This is a genomic window from Janthinobacterium sp. 78, assembly GCF_003096775.1.
Taxonomy (GTDB): Bacteria; Pseudomonadota; Gammaproteobacteria; order Burkholderiales; family Burkholderiaceae_D; genus Janthinobacterium; species Janthinobacterium tructae.
This window is the reverse complement of sequence record NZ_QENT01000001.1, coordinates 3,507,218-3,528,096: the sequence shown is the minus strand read 5'-3', so window position 1 is coordinate 3,528,096 and position 20,879 is coordinate 3,507,218. Positions and strand designations below refer to the sequence as shown.

Here is a 20,879-nt window from a genome sequence, read left to right as displayed (position 1 = left end):
GCCGGCCTCAGCTGCCGGCCAGGGGCAGGGTGACGCTGAACAGGGCGCCATTGCCGGGCTGGCTTTGCAGGGTGATGGCGCCGCCATGCGCATCGACCAGCTGCTTGGTGATGAACAGTCCCAGGCCCAGGCCGCCCGTGCGGTCCTGGTGCATGACGCGCTCGAAAGCGTCGAAGATGCGTTCCTGATCGCGCGCATTGATGCCAATGCCATGGTCGCGCACTTCGATGACGGCGCTGTTCTGCGTGTGCGCCAGGCTGATTTCCACGGGCTGGCCCTGGCCGTAGCGCACGGCATTGCTGATCAGGTTGACAACGATCTGCTCGACGCGGAAGGCATCCCAGAAGCCCTGGATCGGCTCGAAGGCCATTACTTCCAGCACGCTGCCCGTCGTAGCCGCATACGGTGCCAGGTCGTCCGCCACCCGGCGCACCAGGCTGGTCAGGTCGACGGCTTCGCGGCGGATCGACAGCTTGCCGCTGGTGATGCGCGACACATCGAGCATGTCGTCGATCAGGCGCACCATGCTGCGGATTTGCCGCCCGTCGCGCGCCACCATCTTGTTCAGCTTGTCCGGTTCGAAGGCGGCCAGGTTGCCCCGCTCCAGGTTGACGGTGCGCATCTGCGTTTCCAGGAACAGCGTGTTCAAGGGCGTGCGCAGTTCGTGCGCCACCATGGACATGAATTCGTCGCGCAGGCGCAGCGAGCGCTGCAGCTCCGCCTGGGTGGCACGTAATTCTTTCAATAACGCTTCCTGCTGCTGGCGGCTGTGTTCCAGCGCCTGCACCTGGCGCCGCGTCTCGCTGCGCTGCTGGTGCAGGGCGACGAAGACGTTGACCTTGCTTTGCACGGCATTGATATCGAGCGGCTTGTGCAGGAAGTCGACGGCGCCGCTTTCATAGCCCTGGAAGGCGAAATTCATTTCCTTGCCGGCCGCCGTGACGAAGACGATGGGGATGTGACGCGTCTTTTCCGTACCGCGCATCAATTGCGCCAGCTCAAAACCATCCATTTCCGGCATTTGCACGTCGAGGATGGCCAGCGCGAAATCGTGTTCCAGCAGCAATGCCAGCGCTTCTTCGCCCGAGGAGGCCTGGTAGACGCTGCGGTCGCTCTCGCGGATCAGCGCATTGAGCGCGCGCAAGTTTTCCGGCAAATCGTCGACGATCAGCAGTTTGGTGCTTGTTTCATTCATCATGTTTCATTCCTGGCATGTGCCGTCCAGCGTAATGGGAAGCGGCGTGCGACGGCGCACGCTTGCGGTAGAGCTTTTCGGCACCCGGCAATGGCTCGAAGTCGGCGGCAAAGCGGGTGAAATGCGTGCTTTCCTTGCTGCCCAGGCCCAGGAAACCCCGGTGGCACAGCGAGTCGTGGAACAGGCCCAGGGCCCGTTCCTGCAAGGTTTTATTGAAGTAAATCAGTACGTTACGGCACAAAATCAATTGCGTTTCAATAAAGACGCTGTCCGTGGACAGGCTGTGGTCGGCAAAGTTGATCCGGTCGAGCAGGCGTTGCTGGAAATGCGCGGTGGCATGCTCGACCGTGTAGTACTCGCCCAGCTGGCCCAGGCCGCCTGCGGCCAGGTAATTGTCGCCGTAGTCAGCCATGCGGTGCAGCGGATACACGCCGCGCGCGGCCGTGGCCAGCGCTTGCGGGTTGATGTCGGTGGCGTAAATCGTGCTGCGCTCAAGCAAGCCTTCCTCGTGCAGCACGATGGCCAGCGACAGCGCCTCTTCGCCCGTGCAGCAGCCGGCCACCCAGAGCGTCGGCGACGGATAGGTTTTCAGCACGGGCACCACGTGTTCGCGCAAGGCGCGGAAAAACGCCGGGTCGCGGAACATTTGCGTGACCGGTACGGTCAAAATCTGCAGCAGCTTGCCAAAGGCGGCCGGGTCGTCCAGCACCAGTTGCTGCAGGGCGGGCAGGTCGGCGCAATGCAAGCGCTCCAGCGCCTGGTTCAGGCGCCGGCGCTGCGAGGGTAACGAGTAGTCGCGAAAATCATAGCTGTAGCGCTGACAGATCGCGTCCATCAGCGCATGCAGTTGCGCGTCCGTGGTGCGCAGGGACATCACATGCGTTCCATCTTCGGCATCCATACGCGCAGCAGCGAATACAAACGGTCCAGGTCGATCGGCTTGGCCAGGTAATCGGACGCGCCCGCCTGCAGGCATTCTTCCTGGTCATTTTTCATGGCCTTGGCGGTAATGGCGATGATGGGCAGCTTGTTGTAGCGGCCATCGGCGCGGATCAAGCGCGTCGCTTCCAGGCCATCCATGCCCGGCATCATGACGTCCATCAAGACCAGGTCGATATCCTCCACGCTGTTGAGCTTGCTGATGGCTTCGAAGCCGTTGCGGCCGATTTCCACCACCACGCCTTTCTGTTCCAGCGCATTCGTCAGCGCAAAGATATTGCGCACGTCGTCGTCCACCAGCAAAATCTTGCGGCCTTCAAACACGCGTTCGCGGCTGCGCACCTGCTGCAGCATGCCCTGGCGCTCGCTCGACAGTTCCGACTCCACCTTGTGCAGGAACAAGGTCACTTCGTCGAGCAGGCGTTCGGGCGAGCGGGCGCCCTTGATGATGATCGAGCGCGAGTATTTCATCAGGTCCGCCTCTTCCTCGCGGCTCAGGTTGCGGCCCGTGTAGACGATGACGGGCGGGAACGAGCACAGTTCTTCATGTTCCATGCGTTCGAGCAATTCGTTGCCCTGGATATCGGGCAGCTTCAAGTCGATGATCATGCAGTCGAAAATCTGCGTCTTCAGCAGGGCCAAAGCCTGCTCGCCCAGCGCCACGGCCGTGATTTCCACGTCGTCGTCGCTGATCAGGTGCACCACGCTTTCGCGCTGGCGTTCGTCATCTTCAACCAGCAGGATGCGCTTCATCTTTTGCGTGAATTTCGATTCGAGCTTGCGGAACACTTCCTTCAGTTGATCGCGCGTGCGCGGCTTGGTGGCATAGCCGATGGCGCCCAGCTGCATGGCTTCCTGCATCTGGTCATTGCCAGAGACAATGTGCACGGGAATGTGGCGCGTCAGCGGGTTTTCCTTCAATTGCTGCAAGACCAGCAAGCCCGGGCGGTCCGGCAAGCCCATGTCGAGCAGGATGGCGTCGGGCAGGAACTCTTGCGCCAGGCGCAAGCCTTCGTCGGCGCCGTGCGCCACCAGGCAGCGGTATTGCATTTCATGCGCGAGGTCGAACAGGATGCCGGCAAACGACGGCTCATCCTCGATCACCAGCACGGAACGCTGGCCCGTCTTGCCTGGGGGCGCGCTGTTCCGGTCATCCTGGAAGGTGGGCAGCGGCACGGGCTTGGCGGCTGGCGCCGCCTTGGGCACGGCGGCGATTTTTGCGGGCACCTGCGGCGCGGCGACGGGCACGCTTGCCGCTTCCACGGCGCGTTCCGGCATGACGGCCGGCAGCACCAGGGTAAACGTGCTGCCCTGGCCTGGCGTGCTGGCCAGCTCGATGCTGCCGCCCAGCAAGGCGGCCAGATCGCGCGAAATCGACAGGCCCAGGCCCGTGCCGCCATAGCGGCGGCTGGTGGTGCCGTCGGCCTGGTGGAAGGCGTCGAACACCTTTTGCTGCTGCTCGTCGGCGATGCCGATGCCGGTATCTTGCACCTGGAAGCGCACCTGGCCCGCCGCATCGGTGCTCACGTGCAGGGACACGGTGCCCGTATCGGTGAATTTGATGGCGTTCGACAGCAGGTTTTTCAAGATTTGCTCGAGGCGCTGGCGGTCGCTGACGAAGGACGGCGGTGCGTCCGGCGCCACGCTGATATTCAACGCCAGTTTCTTTTGCTGCGCCTGGGCGCCGAACAGCATCTTCATGCTGCTGAGCAGCTCGTCGAAGGGCACGGCTTCCGGCGTCAATTCCAGCTTGCCCGCCTCGACCTTGGAAATGTCGAGGATATCGTTGATGAGGGTCAACAAATCATTGCCGGCCGAATAAATGGTTTGCGCAAACGTCACTTGCTCGGCCGTCAGGTTGCCGCTGCTATTGTCCGACAGCAGCTTGGACAGGATCAGCGAGCTGTTCAACGGCGTGCGCAGCTCGTGCGACATGTTCGCCAGGAATTCGGATTTGTAGCGGCTGGCACGCTGCAGCTCTTCCGCGCGGGCTTCCAGCTGGGCGTGCGCCTGGCCGATGGCCATGTTCTTCTGGTCCAGCGACAGCGCCTGCACGGCCAGCTGTTGGTTCGACTGCTCCAGCGCCGCTTTTTGCTCTTCCAGGTGGGCTTGCGACTGTTCCAGCACGCGCGACTGCTCGCCCAGCTCTTCATTGGCCGTGCGCAATTCTTCCTGCTGCACTTCCAGCTCTTCATTCAGTTGCTGGGTTTCTTCCAGCACATTTTGCAGGCGCTGGCGGTACAGGGCCGCTTCCAGCGACGTGCCGATATTGGCTGCAATCAGGTCCAGCCATTCCTTGGTGCGGGCGCTGACGGGATGCGTAAAGCCCAGTTCGATGACGCCGTTGACGACGCCTTCATTGTTGACGGGTGCCAGGACCAGTTCCAGCGGCGCGCCGCTGCCCAGGCTCGAAGTCACGGTCAGATAATTGTCGGGTACTTGCCGCACATGCTTGAGGCGTTTTTCGCGTGCGGTCTCGCCCACCAGGCCTTCGCCCAGCTTGAAGACCTGTTTTTCTTTCACGCCCTGTTCATTGAAGCCGTACACGGCCGTGCGGCGCAGGCTGCCATCCTCGTCGACGACGTACAGGGTGGCGACGGCCACGTCGAGGCGGTGGGCCAGGAAGTCGAGCACGTGCCGTCCCAGTTGCGGCAGGCCCAGCTGGCCACTCGTATGGGCCGCCAGCTCCGTCTGTCCCGTGCGCAGCCAGGCTTGCTCCTGCAGCACCTCGTTGTCCTTGCCGCGCTGCTCGAGCGCATCGTTGTAGATGTCGGACAGGCGCAGCAGTTCGCGCCGGCCCAGGTAGGCCAGCAAGCCGGACATGCCCAGGCTGAGGATCAGGAACACCACCACGGCCAGTATGGTACGGCCCTCGGCCGTGTCGGACCGTTCCTGGCGCAGCCGTTGTTCCATGGACAGGAAGGCGAGGAATTCGCGGCGGATTTCATCGAATTCCTGCTTGCCTTCACCTTGGCGCACGCGCGCAAGGAATTCCTGGTTGCTGCGGCGCTGGGCGATCACGCCTTCCGCATACTCCATCCACTGGTTTTGCAGCGCGCGGATGCGGCGCAGGCGGTCCGTCTGGATGGGACTGTCGGACACGAGGTCCAGCAGGGTCGTCATTTCCACGGCGATCTTGGCCTTGCCCGATTTATACGGCGCCAAAAACGTTTCGTCGCCCGTCAGCAGGTAGCCGCGCATGCCCGTTTCCAGGTCGACCGACAGCTTCATGACTTCATTCGCATTGCCGATCACCCGTTCCGAATGCTCGACCGAGCGCAGGGCCGAGAGCAGGTAGGCGATCAGGCCGACAAACACGAGGGCGGTGACGACCCCGATGACCAGCGGCAAGGTCACGTTTCGGGCGAGGATGCGGCGAAAGCTGAAGGAATCGATCGGGGTCTTGGTATTCATCATGTCCGTGGTAGGCTGTCGCGAAAAAACAATTTTAATTGAAATGCAAGTTTTCTGAAGCTCAAACAAAGCGTGCGCTAGCATAACAGCCTTGCGCTCAATTGCCGACTTGCAAGACGCTGCAAAGCGCGATAGCACACAGATAAAATTTAAGGAAAATCAAGCTTTTTACGATTGAGACAGATCAAAGAGATTGGCTGTTCGCATCCCAAGATGCAGGTGGTGGTGGCGTCCTGTAAACGTCGCCATGTGCAAGCCAGCCCATGCAGGAGGACAAGCAGAATGGCGTGCTGCTGCTGGACTTGCCTAAGAAGGAGGGCACGGCGGGCGGCAACTGGCGATACAGTGAGTCGGGCCGTGCGTAGGTCAGATTAGTGCAGCGTAATCTGACAATCTTCGTTGCGGCGCCTGTCGGCTTACGCCCTGCGGGCTAAGCCGACCTACGAAAAAACGCCGGACGGTGCCGGCGTTTTTTCAATGCTGCGCGCGCTGCGCTGTATATATATATATATATGTCAGTCGCGGATTTCCAGCGCCCGGTTCAGGCTCAGGGCAGCCAGCGAGGCGACGGCGCCCGACAGCAGGTAGAAGCTGACATAGGCGAGGCCGAAGTTGGCTGACAGGCCCAGCGCCACCAGCGGAGCGAAGCCGGCGCCCACCAGCCAGGCCAGGTCGGACGTCAGGGCCGCGCCCGTGTAGCGGAAGCGGGCAGGGAAGTTGGCCGTCACGGCGCCGGCTGCCTGGCCGTAGGACAAGCCCAGCAGGCTGAAGCCCACGAGGATGAACACGTCCTGGCCCGCATTGCCGCCGCCCATCAGGGTCGGCACGAAGGCGCTGAAGATGGCGATCAGCACGGCCAGCACGCCCAGGGTGGTACGGCGGCCCACTTTATCGGCCAGCAAGCCGGAAATCACCACGCCGACGGCAGCCAGCACGGCGCCCAGCATCTGCACTTGCAGGAAGTCCGAAGCGGAACGCGTCTGGTAGACGGAAATCCAGGACAGCGGGAACACGGTGACCAGGTGGAACAGGGCGTAGCTGGCCAGTGCGGCGAGGGCGCCGATCAGCACGTTGCGACCCTGGCCGCGGCCCATTTCAAATACGCTGACCGGTTGCAGCTCGCGTTCGTCCAGCAGGCGCGCATATTCATTCGTCGACACCAGGCGCAAGCGGGCAAACAGGGCCACCACGTTGATGGCGAAGGCCACATAGAAAGGATAGCGCCAGCCCCAGTCGAGGAACTCTTCATCCGTCAGGCTGGTCAGCATGTACCAGAACAGGCCGGCGGCAAGCAGGAAGCCGAAGGGCGCGCCCAGCTGGCCCAGCATGGCGTACCAGCCGCGCTTGTTTTCCGGGGCGTTCAGGGCCAGCAGCGATGGCAAGCCATCCCACGAACCGCCCAGCGCCACGCCCTGGCCGATGCGCAGCACGGACAACCAGATGATGGCGGCAAAGCCCAGGTGCGCGTAGGTCGGCAGGAAGGCGATGCCGGCCGTCGACACGCCCAGCAGGAAGAGGGCGATCGTCAGCTTGGCGCTGCGTCCCATGCGGCGCTGGATTTCCATGAAGATCACGGTACCGAACGGGCGGGCGATGAAGGCAAACGAGAAGATCAGGAAGGCATATAATGTGCCCTCCAGGCGTTCTTCGAATGGGAAGAAGACGCGCGGAAACACCAGCACCGAGGCGATGGCGTAGACAAAGAAGTCAAAGTATTCGGAAGCGCGGCCGATGATCACGCCGACGGCGATCTCACCGGGGTCGATATGCGATTCGACCGTGCCGGCCCCGCTTGCGTCGCGCAGGGAGTGGGGGGAAAAGTCGGCGGGTACATCCCCGCTGTGTGTGCGCGTGCTGGACATGATGATCGTCTCCAATATAGTTTCGAGTTCGGCCAACGCGTAACATACTCCGGGTGTCTCACGCCCGGAGTAGGACTATTCATCAGGTAGTCGTAGGAAAACTCCGCGCCTACGCAGTGAAAGTCCGAGCAAGGGGTAGGACAAAACGTCCAATTGCCAACGCGCTCCAGTGAGAATACAGTACCATATCTTCATCCCCTGTACTGGACTTTCCTGTATGTTTTCATTAAAAGTTCGTCGCGGACTGCTACTCTTACCTCTCGCATTGTTGGCTGGTTGCAATACGGTTGTACTGAATGCGTCCGGTGACATCGCAGTTCAGCAAGGCAATCTGATTGTCATCTCGACATTGCTGATGCTGTTGATTATCGTTCCGGTAATCGCTCTGACCCTGCTGTTTGCATGGCGCTATAGAAAAAACAATACCGCGGCCAAATACGAGCCGGACTGGGACCACTCGACTCGCCTCGAGCTGATTATCTGGGGCGCGCCCCTGCTGATCATCATCGTGCTGGGCCTGCTGACCTGGATCAGCACCCACACCCTCGATCCATATCGCCCATTGAGCCGTATCGACGCCAACCGCCCGATTCCTGCCAGCCACAAGCCGATGATCGTCGAAGTCGTGGCGCTGGACTGGAAATGGCTGTTCATCTACCCGGAGCAAGGCATCGCTTCCGTGAATGAACTGTACGCGCCCGTCGATCGTCCGATCCGCTTCAAGATCACCGCCTCGTCCGTCATGAACTCGTTCTTCATCCCCGCACTGGCAGGTCAGATCTACGCCATGCCGGGCATGGAAACGCAGTTGAATGCCGTCATCAACAAGCCTGGTGTCTACAAGGGCTTCTCCGCCAACTACAGCGGTGCCGGTTTCTCGGGCATGCGCTTCAAGTTCCATGGCGTCAATGATGCGGACTTTGACAAATGGGTGGAATCGGCACGTGCCGGTGGCGGCGCGCTGAACCGCGACGACTACCTGTCGCTGGCCCAGCCTAGCGAACGCGACCCGGTGCGCCGCTACAGCGCCGTACCTAGCGATCTGTACAAGGCAATTCTGAACCGCACCATCGTTTCCGACGCGCTGTGCGTGACGCCGGTCGAGCCATACAAATTGTCGATGGCAAAAAGCCCGGTAGCGCTTGTCACGCCAGCAGTTGCTAGCGTTGCAGTGGTTGAAAAGGGCGTTCAAGCCAAGTAACAACTGCATGAATCCCGCAGCGCATTGCGCTGCAGATACTGGCGCCGCTTGCCTGGCGCCTCCCTTTTTTCTCTGAGAGTAACAATGCTAGACCATATTGATCTGACGAAGCTTATCTTCGGCCGTCTGACTTGGGATGCAATTCCATTTCACGAACCTATCCTGCTGGCGACCTTTGCGATGGTTGCCCTGGGCGGTATCGCACTCGTTGCGGCACTGACGTATTTCCGCCTCTGGGGTCCCCTGTGGCGCGACTGGATCACCAGTATCGACCATAAAAAAATCGGTATCATGTACATGATCCTGGGCCTGGTCATGCTGCTGCGCGGCTTTGCCGACGCGCTGATGATGCGTACCCAGCAGGCGATCGCCTTTGGCGACAATGCCGGCTTCCTGCCACCGCATCACTACGACCAGATCTTCACCGCCCACGGCGTGATCATGATCTTCTTCGTCGCAATGCCTTTCGTGACGGGTCTGATGAACTACGTGGTGCCGCTGCAAATCGGCGCGCGCGACGTGGCTTTCCCATTCCTCAACAACTTCAGCTTCTGGATGACCACCATGGGCGCCGCCCTGGTCATGGCTTCGCTGTTCGTCGGCGAATTCGCCCGCACGGGCTGGCTGGCCTATCCGCCGCTGTCGGGCATCGTCGGCAGTCCGGACGTGGGGGTAGACTATTACATCTGGTCCTTGCAGATTGCCGGGGTCGGGACGCTCTTGTCCGGTGTCAACCTGATCGCCACCATCGTCAAGATGCGCGCGCCAGGCATGACCTGGATGAAAATGCCCGTCTTTACCTGGACCGCACTGTGCACCAACATCCTGATCGTCGCCGCCTTCCCGGTGCTGACGGCTGTGCTGGCCATGCTGTCGCTGGACCGCGTTGCAGGCTTTAACTTCTTCACGACGGAACTGGGCGGCAACGCCATGATGTACGTCAACCTGATCTGGATCTGGGGTCACCCAGAAGTCTACATTCTGATTCTGCCACTGTTCGGCGTGTTCTCGGAAGTCGTCGCCACGTTCAGCAGCAAGCGTCTGTTCGGTTACGCCTCGATGGTGTACGCCACCTGCGTCATCATGATTTTGTCGTACCTGGTCTGGCTGCATCACTTCTTCACCATGGGTTCGGGCGCCAGCGTCAACTCCTTCTTCGGCATCACGACGATGATCATCTCGATCCCGACGGGCGCGAAGATCTTCAACTGGCTGTTTACCATGTACCGCGGCCGTATCCGCTTTGAACTGCCTATGCTGTGGACGATCGGCTTCATGGTCACCTTCACCATCGGCGGCATGACCGGCGTATTGCTGGCCGTACCACCAGCGGACTTCGTGCTGCACAACAGCCTGTTCCTGATCGCCCACTTCCATAACGTGATTATCGGCGGCGTGGTCTTCGGTGTGTTCGCTGCGATCAACTACTGGTACCCGAAAGCTTTCGGCTACAAGCTCGACGCGTTCTGGGGCAAGTGCTCGTTCTGGTTCTGGTTCGTCGGCTTCTACCTGGCCTTCATGCCGCTGTACGTGCTGGGCCTGATGGGCGTGACCCGTCGTGTCAACCACTTTGAAGATCCATCCTTGCAAATCTGGACCATCATCGCCTGGTTTGGCGCCGTCTCGATCGCGCTCGGTATCGCTTCCATGCTGATCCAGTTCTATGTCAGCTACCGCAACCGTCACGCCCTGCGCGACGTGACCGGTGACCCATGGGGTGGCCGTACGCTGGAATGGTCGACGTCGTCGCCTCCGCCAGACTATAATTTCGCCTTCACGCCACAAGTGCACGAACTCGATGCATGGACTGACATGAAGAAACACGGTTACCAGCGTCCGACGTCCGGTTTCACGAAGATCCACATGCCGAAGAACACCTGGGCTGGTTTCGTGATCGCCGCACTGTCCGCACTGGTTGGTTTTGGCCTGATCTGGCAAATGTGGCTCGTCGCCAGCATCGGCTTCGTGATCATGATGATTACCATCATCGTCCATACCTTTAACTACAAGCGCGATTACTACATTCCTGCGGAAGAAGTGGTCCGTACCGAAGACGCGTATACTAAATTGCTGAGCAGCCATGTCTGATACCATCGCCCATAACACCGGCGCCGCTGGCGCCGCACCAAGCACGCGCAGCTACTTTGTGCGCGAGCACCACCCGGAAAACGGCAGCTTGCTGGGTTTCTGGCTCTACCTGATGAGCGATTGCCTGATCTTCGCCTGTCTGTTCGCTACGTACGCCGTGGTGGGCCGCAACTACGCGGACGGCCCGACGGGCGCCGCGCTGTTCGACCTGCCGCTGGTGGCCGTCAACACGGCCATGCTGCTGCTGTCGTCGATCACTTACGGTTTCGCCATGCTGGCCATGCAGCGCAAGCAATTGCGCAGCACCCTGGTCTGGCTGGGCATCACGGGCCTGTTCGGCCTGGCCTTCCTGTCGCTGGAAATGTATGAATTCATTCATCTGATCCACGAAGGCGCCGGTCCGCAGCGCAGCGCGTTCCTGTCGTCGTTCTTCGCCCTGGTCGGTACCCACGGCTTGCACGTGACGTTCGGCGTGATCTGGCTCGTGACCCTGATGTTCCAGTTGAACAAGCATGGTCTGACCCCGGAAAACGGCCGTCGCATGATGTGTTTGTCGCTGTTCTGGCATTTCCTGGACGTCATCTGGATCGGCGTCTTCACCTTTGTCTACCTGATGGGAGTGCTGCCATGAGCGACCACCACACACACGGCGATAGCCACCACCATGACAATCACGATCATGGCAGCCTGAAAAGCTACACCATCGGCTTCATTCTGTCGGTGATCCTGACGGCCATTCCTTTCTGGCTGGTGATGGCGAAAGTCATCACCAACTCGGGCACCATGGGCCTGGTCCTGCTGGCGTTCGCGGCGGTTCAAGTGGTGGTGCACATGGTGTACTTCCTGCACATGAACACCAAGTCCGAAGGCGGCTGGAACATGATGGCGCTGATCTTCACGATCATGATCGTGGGCATTGCCATGGCCGGTTCCCTGTGGGTCATGTACCACATGAACCACAACATGATGCCGGATCTGATGCCTGAGTACATGCATACGAAAACGGCTCCATGATGAGTCAACCGCGCCCAAGCAACACCGGGCGCGCCCCTGGCGCCGCATCGCAAGATGCTGCGCCAGGCCCACGCGGCATGGCTGTGCACTATTCAAAAATTGCGCTAGCCATACTCGCGGGGATCGTTTTTGCCGGTTTCTGTGCCCTGGGCACCTGGCAAGTCAAGCGCCTGTTCTGGAAGCTTGACCTGATCGAGCGCGTCGAACAACGCGTACATGCGCCCGCAACGGACGCCCCTGGACCTGCAGCCTGGGCCAGCATTACGCCACAAACGGATGAATACCGCCACGTGCGACTCTCCGGTACCTATCTCCCCATTTTCAATACCCTGGTGCAGGCAACGACGGCACTGGGCAGCGGTTACTGGCTGGTGACGCCCTTGCGCCTGGCCGATGGCAGCACCGTGCTGGTCAACCGCGGCTTCGTGCCGAAACGCGCCAGCATCGCCGCCAGCACACCGGCCGGCATCGTCAGCGTCGACGGCTTGCTGCGCATCAGCGAGACGGGCGGCGGTTTCCTGCGCGAAAACAGTCCTGCCACGCAGCACTGGTATTCGCGCGACGTGGCCGCCATCGCCGGCTCGCACATGCTCACCAACGTGGCGCCATACTTTGTCGATGCGAAGGCCAAATCGGAAACGGCCGTTGATGCGCCTGTCGGCGGCCTGACCGTGATCTCGTTCCCCAACAGCCACCTGGTGTACGCGCTGACCTGGTTTGCGCTGGCCCTGATGGTGGCCGGCATCACATGGTGGATCGTGCGCGAAGACAAGCGCCGCCGCGCCCGTGGCGCCCAGCGCCAGGAAAGCGACCATGCCGGGCAGGATTGAGATCCTGCCCAACCGCGAAGTCTTAGAGCGCGGTGCGGTGGCGGCCGAGATGGAACATCCGGCCGGCCACCAGAACATGAAGCTGCTGATCCAGCTGCGCTGGCTGGCCGTGATCGGCCAGATCAGCACCATCTTCGGCGTGGGCGTGGGAATGGGCATCGCCTTGCCCGTGCCCTACATGCTCGAAGTGCTGTCCTGCCTCATCGCTTTCAACCTGGCCAGCCTCTTGCGCTGGCACGAACGCCAGCCCGTTTCCAACACGGCCCTGTTCCTCGCCTTGCTGGTCGACGTCACCGTGCTGACGGCCCAGCTCTACCTGAGCGGCGGCATCAGCAACCCGTTTGCCTTCCTGTACTTATTGCAAGTCATCCTCAGCGCCGTGCTGCTGGAAGTGTGGTCGACCTGGATCATGGTGGCCATTACCAGCCTGTGCCTGGCTGGCCTGGCCTTGCTGCCCGGCCCCTTGATTCTGCCGATCGACCCCGAGCGGGGCTTTGCCAGCCTGTACGTGCAGGGCTTGCTGATCTGTTTTATCCTGAACGCCGCCTTGCTGGTGGTATTCATCACGCGGATCAACCGCAACCAGCGCGCCGGCGACGCCAAGGTGGCGGATTTGCGCCAGCGCGCGGCGGAAGAAGAGCACATCATCCGCATGGGCTTGCTTGCCTCGGGCGCGGCGCACGAGCTGGGCACGCCGCTGGCGACGCTGTCCGTCATCCTCGGCGACTGGCGCCGCATGCCGGAATTGAGCAAGAACAGCGAATTGCTGGAAGAAATCACGGAAATGCAGGCGCAGTTGCGGCGCTGCAAGAGCATCGTCAGTGGCATTTTGTTGTCGGCGGGCGAGGCGCGCGGCGAATCGTCCGTGAAGACGACGATCAACACCTTCCTCAACGACCTGGTCGATGAGTGGCGCAGCAGCCGCCCGATCCAGAGTTTCGAGTACGATAACCGCATCGAGCACGACGTGCCCGTCGTCTTCGATTCGACCCTGAAACAAACCATTTGCAATGTGCTCGACAATGCGCTGGAAGCGTCGCCCGACTGGCTGCGTTTCGAAGCGACGCGCGAAGCGGACGCCTTGCACCTGGTCATTACCGATGCCGGGCCCGGTTTCGAGCCGTCGATGCTGACGCACCTGGGCAAGCCGTATCAAAGCAGCAAGGGTAAGCCCGGTGGCGGCCTGGGCCTGTTCCTGGTGGTGAATGTCGCGCGTACTTTAGGTGGTACGGTGACTGCGCGCAACCGGGTGCAGGGCGGGGCGGTGGTGCACCTGGCCCTGCCGCTGGCGGCCATCAAACTGGAAAGAGAAAGCGACCACCATGCAGGATGACCGTCTGTTACTGATCATCGAAGACGACGCCGCGTTTGCCCGCACCCTGGGCCGCTCGTTCGAGCGGCGCGGCTACCAGGTCATCCTGGCCACCAATTTCGACGAAGCGAGCGCCTTGCTGGAACAGCATTGCCCCGACTACGCCGTGGTCGATTTGAAACTCAATGGCAATACCTCCGGCCTGGCCTGCGTGCAGATGCTGCACCAGCACGACCCGGACATGCTGATCGTCGTGCTGACGGGCTACGCCAGCATTGGCACGGCCGTCGAAGCGATCAAGCTGGGCGCTTGCCAGTACCTGGCGAAACCGTCCAACACCGATGACATCGAAGCGGCCTTCGGCCACGTGGCCGGCAGCGCCGACATCGAACTGAGCAACCGCGCCACCAACATCAAGACCCTGGAATGGGAACGCATCCACGAAATGCTGGCCGAGACGGATTTTAATATCTCGGAAACGGCGCGAAGGCTGGGCATGCACCGCCGCACCTTGGCGCGCAAGCTGGAGAAGCAGCGGGTGAAATAATCACCGCGCAGTTTGGTTGTTGTCGAATGTCAGCTCGACAACGCTGTCATCGCTCCAGTCCTGCTCGCGTAACGGCGGCGTGAACGACGCGCCGCTGAAGGGCACGGGCGCGCTTTTGCCGTTGAAGCTGATTGTTGCATTGGCGATGCGCCGCCCTTCGGTAAAGCTGTAGGTGCCCTTTTGCGACACGAAATTGCACGGCCCGCCCATCGCGCTCATCGCCGTGCGCATGGCGAAAGGCAAGGTTTCCTTGTCGATGGCCCAATGCACTTCGCAGGCCAGCCGCAGGTCGCCCAGGCGGCGGATGGTGTCGCTGCTTGCCGCACTGCGGATGTAGGGAATCCACCTGACCGACCCCGCCTTGCGGTTCACGGTCAGCTCGGCCTTTTCATACAGCGGACCTTGCCCGACGGGCAAGGTGAAGATATTGCCTTCCCCCAGCTGTATCGCCATGCCCGCCTCGTCGCTTTCCAGCCGCAGCGCGATGGCGTGCATGTCGACATCGGCACGGCGTGGCTCCAGGATGAGGCGCAATTCGGCGCCTGGCGCCAGTGCATGTTTTTCCTCGAAGCGTTTGACGCCCTTGAGCATGGCACTGTAGGGCTTCCAGTCCGGGTCCCGCATGCCCTTTACGCTGACCGATGCCGCCGCCTCCTGGCCCGCTTGCTCCACGGCTTGATCAGTATCAGCATGGGCCTGTACCGCAGCGCCGCACAAACACAGCAGAAGACCAGTTTTTTTGAGTGCACGCATACCCATCCTTCTATTCATGAATGAAAACGTGAGTGTAGAAAAAAACACAGGTGGGAGCAGGCTTTTAAGACGGAATGTCAATTGGGATGAATGAAGTGCTTGAGATCGCTGTTTTTCTACACGATGCGCATTTGTATTTACATCAATGCCGCCGCCAGCCATTCCATCTTCTGCACCTGGATATGCGGATGGCTTTCCAGCGCTTCCCATTCCGGCAGGAATACAAAACCCTGCTTCTGGTAAAAGGCGGCCGCACGCGCATTCTCGGGCGCCACGTCGAGCACGAGCCGCGCGTGGCCATTATTCACGGCGCATTGTTTCACGGCCTCGACCAAGCCTTGCGCCACGCCCAGGCCGCGATATTGCTGCGCTACCCACATGGCGATCAGGTGGCATTCGCCATTGCCGGTCGCCACTTGCGCGGCGAGGCCGACGGGGTGATCGCAGTCAAAGGCGAGGAAAAACGTGCGCTGCGGCGTGCTGATGGCGCGCTGCTGCCAGTCGGCATCGGAAAAACCTGCCGCGCTGGCGTGGCTGGCGCCAAAGGCGGTGGGGGCGTCGAACAGGGCGGCCAGGCGCGTGGTTTTCAGGGCTGGCCAGTCGGTGGCGGTGGCGGGACGGATGATAATCTTGTTCAAATTGTCAATATTCCTGATGCGATAAGAGCAGTCATTGATGTATTTGGCAATACTAACAGGAACGCTTGCTTGCGCATCCGTATTTGTTGCATGTGACTTAAGATTGGTCCCACACTTCGATGGTCAGCAACTGTCCGGGCGCACAGGCGGCGATGCGCTCCCGATGCATGGTGATGCTGCCGGGCCAGCCTGTGAGTTTGTCTTGCGGAAATTCCCCGTCCTGCGCCTCGGCGATGCCCGCCAGCAGCAGGGGCGCGATGACGTCCGCCGAAGCCGTGTAGCGGTTCGGAAAGCCGTTGCAGCTCAGCTGGGTCGCCTTGCCTTGTTCACACAGTTGCGCGATCCAGTCTGCGCCGAACAGGCCCGCTTCCCAGGTGGCGAGAAACGTTTCCTTGTTGACTTTCGTCATATCGGCCATCTGTTCCGGCGTTTGCGTCGAGATAATGGTCCACCAGCCTGACATGGGTATTCCTTGTGAAAAGTGAAAAAATCAGCGGGTCATGGCGCGGCGCAGCACATAGCTGAGGCCATCGACGGCGGCCACCATCAGCAGCATGGCGACGATGACGGTCGCAGCGCTCTGCATCTGGAACAGCGACAGATGGTATTTCAGCATCTGCCCCAGGCCGCCCGCACCGACGACGCCGAGGATGGCGGCGGCGCGGATATTGTTTTCCCAGCGGTACAGCGTATACGACATCATCTGCGGCCCGCATTGCGGCAAGGTGGCGTACAAAAAGGCCACGGCGGGCCGGGCGCCATTTATGCGCAAGGTGGCAGCGGGCACGGGCGGGCAGTTTTCAAACGCATCGGCAAACAAGCGGCCCAGCACGCCCACCGTGTGCAGCGCCAGCGCCAGGGTGCCCGCGAACGGGCCCAGGCCGGCGGCGATCAGCAAGATCGAGGCCCACACCAGTTCGGGGATCGAGCGCAGCACGTTGAGCACCGCGCGCGTGGCGTTGCGCGCCAGCTGGCCGAAACGGCCGCTGGCGGGCAGGGCCAGCAGCGCACCCAGGAGAGCGGCAATCACCGTGCCGATGGCCGACATGGCCAGGGTTTCAAAGGTGGCGATGCCGACCTTGGTGAGAAACGCGGGCGCCAGTTCGGGCGGGGCGAAGCCGTGCAGGAAATCGGCGCTCGTGCGCACGGCATCGGCGCTGAAAAATTCTCCCCATTTCAGGGGCAGGGTGGCGAAGCTGGCGACGACCAGCAGCACCAAGCCGGCCAGCAAGGCCCAGGTGGACCAGCGCACGGGAGGGGAAACCGGCAGCATGGAGGTGTCGCCCTTCATGCCAGCCTCCGGCGCAGCATGGCCGAGACCGCATCGGCGCCCGCCACCAGCAGCACGAACACCAGCAGCATGGTGGCCAGTTCATTGCCGGCCATCATCTTCATCGATTCATCCATGCGCTGGCCCAGGCCGCCCGCACCGACAAAGCCCATGACGACGGAACCGCGGATCGCGCATTCCCAGCGGTAAATCGTATATGACACCAGTTCGGCGGCCGATTCGGGCAGGGCGCCGTACAGCAGGGCCTTCAATCTGCCGCTGCCGTTGTGCAATAGCGCGTTACAGGCGGACGCATCCGACGATTCGAGGATTTCCGCATACACCTTGCCCAGCATGCCGCAATACGTGAGGGCAATGGCGATCACGCCAGCCGTCGGCCCCAGACCCACGATGCGCACCAATAACAAGGCCCACACCAGTTCCGGCACGCTGCGCAGCAGCACCAGCAGCGCGCGCACGGCGTGGCGCAGGGCGGCGGCCAGCGGCGAAACGGTGCCGCTGCCGATGCGCGAAATCGACAAACGCTCCGTCACCAATAAAGTCAGCGGTATGGCCCCCAGCATGGCCAGCGCCATGCCGGCCGTGGCCATGGCGATGGTTTCCCAGCTGGAAATGGCCACCAGTTGCAGAAATTCCAGCGAGTGGGCGGGCGGCACGAAGCTGGCAAGAAATTGCCAGGTGGCTGCCAGGCTTTGCGCATCGAACAGTATCCACGGCTTGAATTCGGCCTGCACCAGCATCGGCCACAACACGAGCAGCACGATGGCAGCGCCGGTCAGGCGGCCGCGCCAGGCGGGGTCGCGCGGCAGGGAGGTGCTCTTCAGCAAAGCGGCCTCGCGGCGTCCAGCTTCGCGTCCACTGCCTCGAACTGCGGCGCCGGATCGGCCTTGTTGCGGTACAGCTGCTCTATCATGGCGTCGCTGACCTCGCTAGCAGGCAAGTCGAAGACGATCTTGCCGTCGCGCAGGGCGACGATGCGCGTAAAACAGGCGCGCGCGATATCGACCTGGTGCAGGCTGCAGATCAGGGTGGCGTTGCGCGCCGTCGCTTCCGCTTGCAGCACATGGATCGTTTGCAGGGCCAGCGTGGGGTCGAGCGCGGACAGCGGTTCGTCGACGAGGAACGCTTGCGCATTCGACACCAGCGCGCGCGCCATGCCGCAGCGCTGGCGTTCGCCGCCGGACAGGCGGTCGACGCGCGCATACAGTTTGTCCTGCAGATTGAATTTACCTAAAGCCTCCCACGCGGCGCGCGGGTCGACGGGTGCCAGCAGGGAACGCATCGCCGTCCACAAGCTCCATTGCGGCAGCCGGCCCGCCAGCACGGCGTTGACGACGCGCTGGCGCGGCGGCAGCGGCGGCGTTTGCGGCGCCAAAAACAGGCGCGCACGCAAGGCGTGGCGTTCGGTGCTGCCGATCTGCCACGGAGAACTGCCGAGGACGCTCAAGGTGCCGGACTCGGGGCGCAGCGCGCAGGCCAGCGTATGCAGCAAGCTGGTCTTGCCGGCGCCGGAAGGGCCGATCAGGGCGATCTGTTCACCCTGGGCCACGTCCAGGTCCAGCTCGCGCAGGGCCAGCGCATTGCCGGCGGCGCCCGCGTGGTGGACGCAGACCTTGTGAAGTTGGAATGTCATGCGATGTTTCGGTTTTTTTGGGGCGATGTCGGATTACGCCATGCAAGGGCAACGTAGGTCGGATTAGCGGTGAAGCCGCGTAATCCGACACAGTGAAGCCAACAATGTTGTCGGATTACGGCCTCCGGCCTAATCCGACCTACGGTGAAACGCGTCGGCGTAAATTACTTCAACAGCTTCGCATCGCGCGCGGCCGCTTCGATATCCTTGTAGTTCTCGGCCTTGGTCGGGATGAACCTGGTGGCGCGCTGCAGGTCGAGGATTTCCTTGCCTTCCGGCGTGGATGGGTCCAGCGCCAGGAAGGCGTCCGTCAGCTTCTTGCGCACGACGGGATTCATGTCGGCGCGCACGCTCCAGTTGTAATCGTAGTAGCCAGGCGTCGTGTAGAACACGCGCACCTTGCTGGGATCGACCTTTTTCGCTTCGACCAGTTTTTCCCACACGGAGATATTCAAGGTGCCTGCATCGACCTTGCCGCCGGCCACTGCCGCCACGGTGGCGTCATGCGCGCCGGAAAATGCGATGCGCTTCATGTCCGTGTCCGGGTTGATCTTGGCGGCCAGCAAGTAGTAGCGTGGCATCAAGTGGCCGGAGGTCGACGATTCCGAACCGAAGGTGAAATTCTTGCCCTTCAGGTCGGACAATTGATTGATGTCCTTGCTGGTGGTGACGAACACGGAGCGGAACTTCGTGTCTTCCTCGCGCTGCACCAGTGGCACGATCTTGCCGCCGCTGCGTACATTGGCTTGCACGAAAGTAAAACCGCCGAACCAGACCATGTCGAGCTTGTTATTGATCAAGCCTTCCACGGAGGCCGCGTAATCGGTGACGGGCGTAAATTCCACCTTCATGCCCAGCTTTTTTTCCAGGTAGCTGCCCAGCGGCTTGAACTTGCGCTGCAATTCCGTCGGCGCTTCGTCGGGAATGGCGGACACGCGCAACACTTGCTGTGCCTGCGCCAGGCCGCTGTGGATGGCCAGGGTGGCGGCGACGGTGGCCAGGATGGCGGGGAGTTTGGAGAATTTGGTCATGGGACTGCCTTTAGAAAAATTGTTCATTAATATACGGAGACCCCGGTACTGCCATCCTGCATCTCGCCGATGACGACGGCGTCGCCAAAGCCTTCGGCGCGGAAAATCGCCAGCACTTGCTCGACGGCTTCCGGCGCACAGGCCACCAGCAGGGGACCGGCCGTTTGCGGGTCCGTCAGGATCGCCTTGTCGATGGCGCTCAGGCTGTCGGCCAGCGCCACTTGCGCGCCATATCCCTGCCAGTTGCGGCCGGAAGCACCCGTGATGTTGCCGTTTTGCGCCAGTTGCTGCACTTGCGGCAGCAGCGGCACCTCGCTCATGGCGATGCGCGCCTGCAACTTGGCGCCGCGCGCCAGTTCCAGGGTGTGGCCCAGCAAGCCGAAGCCCGTCACGTCCGTCAGCGCATGCACGCCGTCGAGCAGGGCCAGTTTCTTGCCCGGGGTATTCAATTTGGTGGTGTTGTCGATCAAGGATGCGTAGCCATCCGCGTCGAGTGCATTCTTCTTCAGCGCGGCCGACAGGATGCCCACGCCGATCGGTTTGCCCAATACCAGTTTGTCGCCGGCCCGCGCGCCCGCGTTGCGTTTCACTTGCGAAGGGTGCACCAGGCCCAGCACGACCAGGCCGTAGATCGGTTCGACGGAATCGATGGTGTGGCCGCCTGCGATGGGGATGCCGGCCTGGGCGCAGATGGTTTCGCCGCCTTTCAAGATGAGGCCGATGGTATCCACCGGCAGCTTGTTGATCGGCATGCCCACCAGGGCCAGCGCCATGATGGGCGTGCCGCCCATGGCGTACACGTCGGAAATGGCGTTGGTGGCGGCGATGCGGCCAAAGTCGAACGGGTCGTCGACGATGGGCATGAAGAAATCCGTCGTGGCGATCAGCGCCTGCTCGTCGTTGAGCTGGTAGACGGCCGCGTCATCCGAGGTTTCTATGCCGACCAGCAATTCTTTCGGCAGGGGAAAGCCGCCGCTGCCCTTTAAAATGTCGGCCAGCACGCCGGGCGCAATTTTGCATCCGCAGCCGCCGCCATGGGCAAATTCGGTCAATCGGATGGGGGTATTTGGTGTTACTGCGCTATCTGACATGGGAGTTCCTGCTGATGTTGTGTACTGCTATGATCATTTT

19 protein-coding genes are annotated in these 20,879 nt (G+C 61.5%); 7 read left to right on the top strand and 12 right to left on the bottom strand.

Annotated features, from left to right (window positions below):
- Window positions 1–7: 7 nt before the first annotated feature.
- The 4 genes from C8C92_RS15460 to C8C92_RS15445 all read right to left on the bottom strand — a co-directional run bounded on the left by C8C92_RS15460 (window position 8) and on the right by C8C92_RS15445 (window position 7,410).
- Window positions 8–1,198 carry a hybrid sensor histidine kinase/response regulator gene (locus C8C92_RS15460; protein WP_243420232.1) on the bottom strand — a complete coding sequence of 397 codons (1,191 nt, stop codon included), beginning with the start codon at window positions 1,196–1,198 and terminating at the stop codon, window positions 8–10.
- The gene (locus C8C92_RS15455; RefSeq protein WP_116744485.1) at window positions 1,188–2,069 is read right to left on the bottom strand and encodes a CheR family methyltransferase; all 882 of its coding nucleotides are present in this window, start codon (window positions 2,067–2,069) and stop codon (window positions 1,188–1,190) included. The genes C8C92_RS15460 and C8C92_RS15455 overlap by 11 nt, the downstream gene beginning before the upstream one ends.
- Window positions 2,069–5,548, bottom strand: a complete 3,480-nt coding sequence (locus tag C8C92_RS15450; protein ID WP_116745980.1) for a response regulator — start codon at window positions 5,546–5,548, stop codon at window positions 2,069–2,071. The genes C8C92_RS15455 and C8C92_RS15450 overlap by 1 nt, the downstream gene beginning before the upstream one ends.
- A gap of 515 nt (window positions 5,549–6,063) precedes the next feature.
- Window positions 6,064–7,410, bottom strand: a complete 1,347-nt coding sequence (locus C8C92_RS15445; RefSeq protein ID WP_116744484.1) for an MFS transporter — start codon at window positions 7,408–7,410, stop codon at window positions 6,064–6,066.
- A gap of 217 nt (window positions 7,411–7,627) precedes the next feature.
- Between C8C92_RS15445 and cyoA the strand changes: the two genes are divergently transcribed.
- The 7 genes from cyoA to C8C92_RS15410 all read left to right on the top strand — a co-directional run bounded on the left by cyoA (window position 7,628) and on the right by C8C92_RS15410 (window position 14,402).
- On the top strand, window positions 7,628–8,611 hold the full coding sequence (gene cyoA, locus C8C92_RS15440; RefSeq protein ID WP_243420231.1) for a ubiquinol oxidase subunit II: 984 nt from the start codon (window positions 7,628–7,630) through the stop codon (window positions 8,609–8,611).
- 84 nt (window positions 8,612–8,695) lie between these two features.
- A complete protein-coding gene (gene cyoB, locus C8C92_RS15435; protein ID WP_099763721.1) occupies window positions 8,696–10,699 on the top strand; it encodes a cytochrome o ubiquinol oxidase subunit I in 2,004 nt (667 codons plus the stop codon).
- On the top strand, window positions 10,692–11,330 hold the full coding sequence (cyoC, locus tag C8C92_RS15430; RefSeq protein ID WP_071077269.1) for a cytochrome o ubiquinol oxidase subunit III: 639 nt from the start codon (window positions 10,692–10,694) through the stop codon (window positions 11,328–11,330). Before cyoB ends, cyoC begins: the two co-directional genes overlap by 8 nt.
- Window positions 11,327–11,713 (top strand): cytochrome o ubiquinol oxidase subunit IV, encoded by a 387-nt coding sequence (cyoD, locus tag C8C92_RS15425; RefSeq protein WP_099763722.1) that lies wholly within the window; start codon window positions 11,327–11,329, stop codon window positions 11,711–11,713. The genes cyoC and cyoD overlap by 4 nt, the downstream gene beginning before the upstream one ends.
- 77 nt (window positions 11,714–11,790) lie before the next feature.
- Complete coding sequence (locus C8C92_RS15420) at window positions 11,791–12,543, top strand: SURF1 family protein (protein ID WP_243420230.1); 753 nt, start codon at window positions 11,791–11,793, stop codon at window positions 12,541–12,543.
- The gene (locus tag C8C92_RS15415; protein WP_099763724.1) at window positions 12,527–13,876 is read left to right on the top strand and encodes an ATP-binding protein; all 1,350 of its coding nucleotides are present in this window, start codon (window positions 12,527–12,529) and stop codon (window positions 13,874–13,876) included. Before C8C92_RS15420 ends, C8C92_RS15415 begins: the two co-directional genes overlap by 17 nt.
- Window positions 13,866–14,402, top strand: a complete 537-nt coding sequence (locus C8C92_RS15410; protein WP_099763725.1) for a response regulator transcription factor — start codon at window positions 13,866–13,868, stop codon at window positions 14,400–14,402. Before C8C92_RS15415 ends, C8C92_RS15410 begins: the two co-directional genes overlap by 11 nt.
- On the opposite strand, the gene C8C92_RS15405 is transcribed toward C8C92_RS15410, so the two are convergent.
- The 8 genes from C8C92_RS15405 to selD form a co-directional block, all read right to left on the bottom strand.
- Window positions 14,403–15,317: a hypothetical protein gene (locus C8C92_RS15405; protein WP_133250765.1), complete on the bottom strand. Its 915-nt coding sequence runs from the start codon at window positions 15,315–15,317 to the stop codon at window positions 14,403–14,405.
- Entirely contained in the window at window positions 15,293–15,793 is a 501-nt protein-coding gene (locus tag C8C92_RS15400; RefSeq protein WP_116744481.1) for a GNAT family N-acetyltransferase, read from the bottom strand. The genes C8C92_RS15405 and C8C92_RS15400 overlap by 25 nt, the downstream gene beginning before the upstream one ends.
- A 97-nt stretch (window positions 15,794–15,890) precedes the next feature.
- Window positions 15,891–16,256 carry a hypothetical protein gene (locus C8C92_RS15395; RefSeq protein WP_099763728.1) on the bottom strand — a complete coding sequence of 122 codons (366 nt, stop codon included), beginning with the start codon at window positions 16,254–16,256 and terminating at the stop codon, window positions 15,891–15,893.
- A 27-nt stretch (window positions 16,257–16,283) separates the two neighbouring features.
- Complete coding sequence (phnE, locus tag C8C92_RS15390) at window positions 16,284–17,084, bottom strand: phosphonate ABC transporter, permease protein PhnE (RefSeq protein WP_116744480.1); 801 nt, start codon at window positions 17,082–17,084, stop codon at window positions 16,284–16,286.
- A complete protein-coding gene (locus tag C8C92_RS15385) occupies window positions 17,081–17,911 on the bottom strand; it encodes an ABC transporter permease (RefSeq protein ID WP_116744479.1) in 831 nt (276 codons plus the stop codon). The genes phnE and C8C92_RS15385 overlap by 4 nt, the downstream gene beginning before the upstream one ends.
- Entirely contained in the window at window positions 17,905–18,717 is an 813-nt protein-coding gene (locus C8C92_RS15380) for an ATP-binding cassette domain-containing protein (RefSeq protein ID WP_116744478.1), read from the bottom strand. Before C8C92_RS15380 ends, C8C92_RS15385 begins: the two co-directional genes overlap by 7 nt.
- 164 nt (window positions 18,718–18,881) lie before the next feature.
- Window positions 18,882–19,748 (bottom strand): putative selenate ABC transporter substrate-binding protein, encoded by an 867-nt coding sequence (locus tag C8C92_RS15375; RefSeq protein ID WP_116745979.1) that lies wholly within the window; start codon window positions 19,746–19,748, stop codon window positions 18,882–18,884.
- A gap of 26 nt (window positions 19,749–19,774) precedes the next feature.
- Window positions 19,775–20,839 carry a selenide, water dikinase SelD gene (selD, locus tag C8C92_RS15370; RefSeq protein WP_116744477.1) on the bottom strand — a complete coding sequence of 355 codons (1,065 nt, stop codon included), beginning with the start codon at window positions 20,837–20,839 and terminating at the stop codon, window positions 19,775–19,777.
- Between the last annotated feature and the right edge of the window lie 40 nt (window positions 20,840–20,879).